We start from the raw sequence: 4,449 nt of genomic DNA, 5'->3' as shown, positions 1-4,449 counted from the left end.
TTTTAATGATCCGCCCACCACCTATATCTACACTCTACGCGTGGTCGGCTGCGTCTTTTTTGTATAAGACCCCGGGACATGCGGGCCTGGAGAGACGGGTGGGCCGGGACACACCCGGCCCACACGCGGCCCCCATACCCGGGGAAGCCCCGCTAGGCGAGCGGACCGGTCACCGGCTCCACCGCGGCCACCACACCGCCCGCGCGCACGAACGCGTCCGCCGCCTCCAGGTCGGGGGCGAGGAAGCGGTCCGGGCCGGGGCCCTGGACACCGGCGGCGCGGACCGCGTCGATGACCGCCCGCGAGGCCGGGGCCGGGGTCAGGCCCTCGCGCAGTTCGATCGCGCGGGTGGCGGCGTACAGCTCGATCGCCACGATGCGGGTCAGGTTGTCCACGGAGGTGCGCAGCTTGCGCGCCGCCGACCAGCCCATGGAGACGTGGTCCTCCTGCATCGCGGAGGAGGGGATGGAGTCCGCGGACGCGGGGACGGCGAGCCGCTTCATCTCGCTGACCAGCGCGGCCTGCGTGTACTGGGCGATCATCAGGCCCGAGTCGACGCCGGCGTCGTCCGCGAGGAACGGCGGCAGGCCGTGGCTGCGGTTCTTGTCGAGCAGCCGGTCGGTGCGGCGCTCGGCGATCGAGCCGAGGTCGGCGGCGGCGATGGCGAGGAAGTCGAGGACGTAGGCGACCGGGGCGCCGTGGAAGTTGCCGTTCGACTCGACGCGCCCGTCGGGCAGGACGACCGGGTTGTCGACGGCGGCGGCCAGTTCGCGCTCGGCGACAGTGCGGGCGTGCGCGAGGGTGTCGCGGCCCGCGCCCGCGACCTGCGGGGCGCAGCGCACGGAGTAGGCGTCCTGGACGCGCGGGGCGTCGTCCTGGTGGTGGCCGGTGAGCTCCGAACCCTTCAGCACGGCCAGCATGTTGGCGGCGCTGGCGCTCTGGCCGGGGTGCGGGCGGATGGCGTGCAGCTCGGGGGCGAGGACCTTGTCCGTGCCGAGGAGCGCCTCCAGGGAGAGCGCGGCGGCGACGTCGGCCGACTTGTACAGCGTCTCCAGGTCGGCGAGGGCCATGACCAGCATGCCGAGCATGCCGTCGGTGCCGTTGAGGAGGGCGAGGCCCTCCTTCTCGCGCAGCTCGACGGGGGTGATACCGGCCTCGGCGAGCAGGTCGCCCGCGGGGCGCACGACTCCGTCGGGGCCTTCGGCGTCGCCCTCGCCCATCAGGGTCAGGGCGCAGTGGGACAGCGGCGCGAGGTCGCCGGAGCAGCCGAGCGAGCCGTACTCGTGGACGACCGGGGTGATGCCCGCGTTCAGGATGTCCGCCATGGTCTGCGCGACCTCGGGGCGCACACCGGTGTGCCCGGAGCAGACGGTCTTGAGCCGCAGGAACATCAGTGCGCGGACGACCTCGCGCTCGACGCGCGGGCCCATGCCGGCGGCGTGCGAGCGGACGATGTTGCGCTGCAGCTGGGCGCGCAGCTCCGGGCTGATGTGCCGGGTCGCCAGGGCGCCGAAACCGGTGGAGACGCCGTAGACGGGCTCCGGCTTCGCGGCCAGGGCGTCCACGATCTCGCGGGCCGCGGCGAGGGCCGCCACCGCCTCGTCGGAGAGCTCGATCCGGGCGCCTTCGCGCGCCACGGCGAGAACGTCGGACGCGGTCACCCCGGACGTCCCCACCACCACAGTGTGCATATCCATATTCAGGAGCGTACGCAGTGAATTCGATGATGTCACTAGCGGGTGGCGGGTTGACCCCTTACCCCGGCGAACGTCACAGCGGCCGGTCCGCGCCGCCGCCGGCGCGCCGGGGTGCCGCGGTCAGGCGCGGGGCCGGTCGTGCCGGCCGCGGAACCTGCGGCGTTCGCCCGCGGTGGGCGGCGGCGCGTCCGCGAGACGTACGACGGGATCGTCGGGCCCCTCCCGCCCGGCGACCACGGGCTTCGCGGCCCGGACGGCCTTCGCGCGGTACTGGGCCGCGTCGGCCAGCCGGAACAGCCGGCGCGCCGACCGTACGGGGCCGATCGGGTCCCCGGTCGAGGCGACCCCGCACGCCACCCCCTCCCCGAGCTCCAACTCGGCTGCCCGGCAGCAGAGTTCACCGGCGATACGGACCACCTCGTCGGCCGGGGGCCCCACCGCCAGCAGACAGAACTCGTCACCGCCGAGCCGTGCCGCGAGGGTGCCGGGGAGCATGGCCCCGCACAGCGAGAGCACCGACCCGAACCGTTCGAGGAGCCGGTCGCCGACGGCGTGCCCCAGGGTGTCGTTGACGCGCTTGAGCCCGTTGAGGTCGCAGACGACGAGGCTGACCACGGCGCCCTCCTCCCTGTGCCGCTCCACGGCCTCGTCGAGCCGCACGTCCACGGCGCGGCGGTTGGCGAGTCCGGTCAGGGAGTCGGTGTAGGCGAGGCGCCGGGCCTCCTCCAGGCGCTCGGTCTGGGCGATCCCGGCGGCGACGACGGAGGCGAGGACGGTGGCGAAGTCGGCGTCCTGCGGCCCGAAGGCGGGGACCCCGGCCGGACGCGCCACGTAGAGCTCGCCCCAGGCCCTCCCGTTCAGCACGATCGGCGCGACGACGCAGCAGCCGCGGCCGCGCCTGCGCAGCGCCGCCACGCGCTGGTGGCAGTACCCGAAGGCGCCGGCCGCGGGGCCGTCGGCGGTCTCGACCCAGGCGTTGGGCTCGCCGCCGCCCGCCCAGCGCTCGTGCAGGAACTCGGTGATCTCCGGGAACTGGTGCACCGGGTAGGACTCCCCGTCGGGGAACTCGTCCTCGTCCGGGGCGCGGTCGCCCACGTTGGCCAGCACCCGCAGCCTGCCGAGTTCGCGCTCCCACACGGAGAGCGCGGCGAAGCTCCCGGTCAGCGCGTGACACGCGCCGAGCGCCGCGGCCCGCCACGACTCCCGCGGGGTGTGCGCCGCCGCCATCCCCTGCGCCAGCGTCACCACGGCCCTCAGCCGATCGTCCTCACCCATCACCCCAGGCTAGGTATATTTGCCCATAATTGGGACATCATCAGGGCGAACAGGGGTACAGGTCGCGAGACCCGGAGCCCGGGGCTACTCCCCCGGCCACTCCGGCTTGCGCTTCTCGTTGAAGGCGGCGACCCCCTCCGCCCGGTCCCCGGAGAAGGCGACGGACCGCCAGGCCGCGTCCTCGACCTCCAGGCCCGCGCGCAGATCGAGTCCGTGGCCGAGACGCAGGGCCCGCTTGGCGGCGCGCAGCCCGACCGGCGAGTTGGCGGCGATGCGGGCGGCCAGGGCGAGCGCCTCCACCCTGTCCCGCCCCGCCTCCACCAGCTCGTCCACCAGCCCCAACTCCCGCGCCTCGGCGGCCTCCAGGCGCCGCGCCGAGAAGATGAGCTCGGCGGCGCGCGCGGCCCCGACCCGGCGCGGCAGGAGCTGCGTACCGCCGCCTCCGGGAATCACGCCGACGGACACCTCGGGCAGCCCGACGACCGCCGAACGGTCGGCCACGATCAGGTCGCAGGACAGCGCCAGCTCGAACCCGCCGCCCAGCGCGAAGCCGTGGACGGCGGCGACGGTCGGCATCGGCAGTTCCAGGACTCCGGTGTACGCGGCGCGCGCGAAGGGCCGCTGCCGCACCAGTTCGGCGTCCGTGAAGGAGTTGCGCTCCTTCAGGTCGGCGCCGACGCAGAAGGCGCGCTCGTGCGTGGAGGTCAGCACGACCACGCGTACGTCCCGGTCCGCGGCGAGGGCGTCGCAGGCACCGGCGATCGACCGCGCCATGTCCGTGGACACGGCGTTCATGGCCTTGGGCCGGTCGAGGACGAGCTCGGCGACGTGGCCGTGCCGCCGTACGGCCACGAACTCGCCGAACCTCCGCTCGGCCGGCTCCGTCACCTGGTCCGCCTCGTGCTGCGCCATGACACCCTCCCGGTTAACGCGGGTTAACAATCGACGCCCCGATCATCGCAGCAGGGGCCGTCCGGCGAAACCCGCCCCCTCGGACCGCGGCTCCTCGTTCGAGTGACATGTCGTCGAACTTCGTTTCGCCACCCCCGGACCGTGAATAACCTGCGCACCGCCGCAGCGCATCCGGGACACCGGCTCACCGGGGAGGGACGACCATGACGAACCGCGAGACACCGCAGGCCGCCGGCACCCGGCCGGGCCCGCGACCCGCACTCACGCGACCGCCGGTCCAACGGACGGCGTCCGGGGCCACCGGCTCCTCGACGGCGAACACCGGATGGATCCGCGTCACGCCGCTCAGCAGGGCGATGTCCGCCCCCGCGGCGCCCGGTGACACCGGGCCCGCGCCCCAGGACGCGCCCACCGTGCAGACGCCCGTCGTGCGGCGTGCCCGCGGGCCGGCCGCGGGCCGGGAGGCGGGCGGCACCCGGTCGGGCGCCACCGGGGGCCAGCCCCCCCCCGCCCCCCGCACCCCCGCGGCCCCCCCCGCGGGGGGGGGGCGGGGGCACGGCCACCG

The 4,449-nt window shown here is 74.7% G+C and carries 4 protein-coding genes; all 4 read right to left on the bottom strand.

All coding sequences use genetic code 11. The features are described from left to right. Positions 1-152: 152 nt before the first annotated feature. The 4 genes from hutH to ACFW6B_RS40950 all read right to left on the bottom strand — a co-directional run bounded on the left by hutH (position 153) and on the right by ACFW6B_RS40950 (position 4,374). Positions 153-1,691 (bottom strand): histidine ammonia-lyase, encoded by a 1,539-nt coding sequence (gene hutH, locus ACFW6B_RS40965; protein WP_386605020.1) that lies wholly within the window; start codon positions 1,689-1,691, stop codon positions 153-155. Positions 1,692-1,817: 126 nt separating this feature from the next. After that, positions 1,818-2,972, bottom strand: coding sequence for a diguanylate cyclase domain-containing protein (locus tag ACFW6B_RS40960; protein ID WP_386605017.1), 1,155 nt, complete (start codon positions 2,970-2,972; stop codon positions 1,818-1,820). 84 nt (positions 2,973-3,056) lie between these two features. Next, positions 3,057-3,884: an enoyl-CoA hydratase/isomerase family protein gene (locus tag ACFW6B_RS40955; RefSeq protein ID WP_386605015.1), complete on the bottom strand. Its 828-nt coding sequence runs from the start codon at positions 3,882-3,884 to the stop codon at positions 3,057-3,059. A gap of 184 nt (positions 3,885-4,068) precedes the next feature. Then, positions 4,069-4,374 (bottom strand): hypothetical protein, encoded by a 306-nt coding sequence (locus ACFW6B_RS40950; RefSeq protein WP_386605013.1) that lies wholly within the window; start codon positions 4,372-4,374, stop codon positions 4,069-4,071. Between the last annotated feature and the right edge of the window lie 75 nt (positions 4,375-4,449).

Origin of the sequence: Streptomyces sp. NPDC058751, from assembly GCF_042746485.1 — a bacterium.
Classification (GTDB): Bacteria; Actinomycetota; Actinomycetes; order Streptomycetales; family Streptomycetaceae; genus Streptomyces.
The sequence above is the reverse complement of the archived record's forward strand: the minus strand, read 5'-3'. Positions and strand labels throughout refer to the sequence as shown.

Excerpts from the sequence above, each read along its gene's own strand:
- ACFW6B_RS40960 (WP_386605017.1), bottom strand. The coding sequence starts at position 2,972 with ATGGGTGAGGACGATCGGCTGAGGGCCGTGGTGACGCTGGCGCAGGGG.
- hutH (WP_386605020.1), bottom strand. The coding sequence starts at position 1,691 with ATGCACACTGTGGTGGTGGGGACGTCCGGGGTGACCGCGTCCGACGTT.
- ACFW6B_RS40955 (WP_386605015.1), bottom strand. The coding sequence starts at position 3,884 with ATGGCGCAGCACGAGGCGGACCAGGTGACGGAGCCGGCCGAGCGGAGG.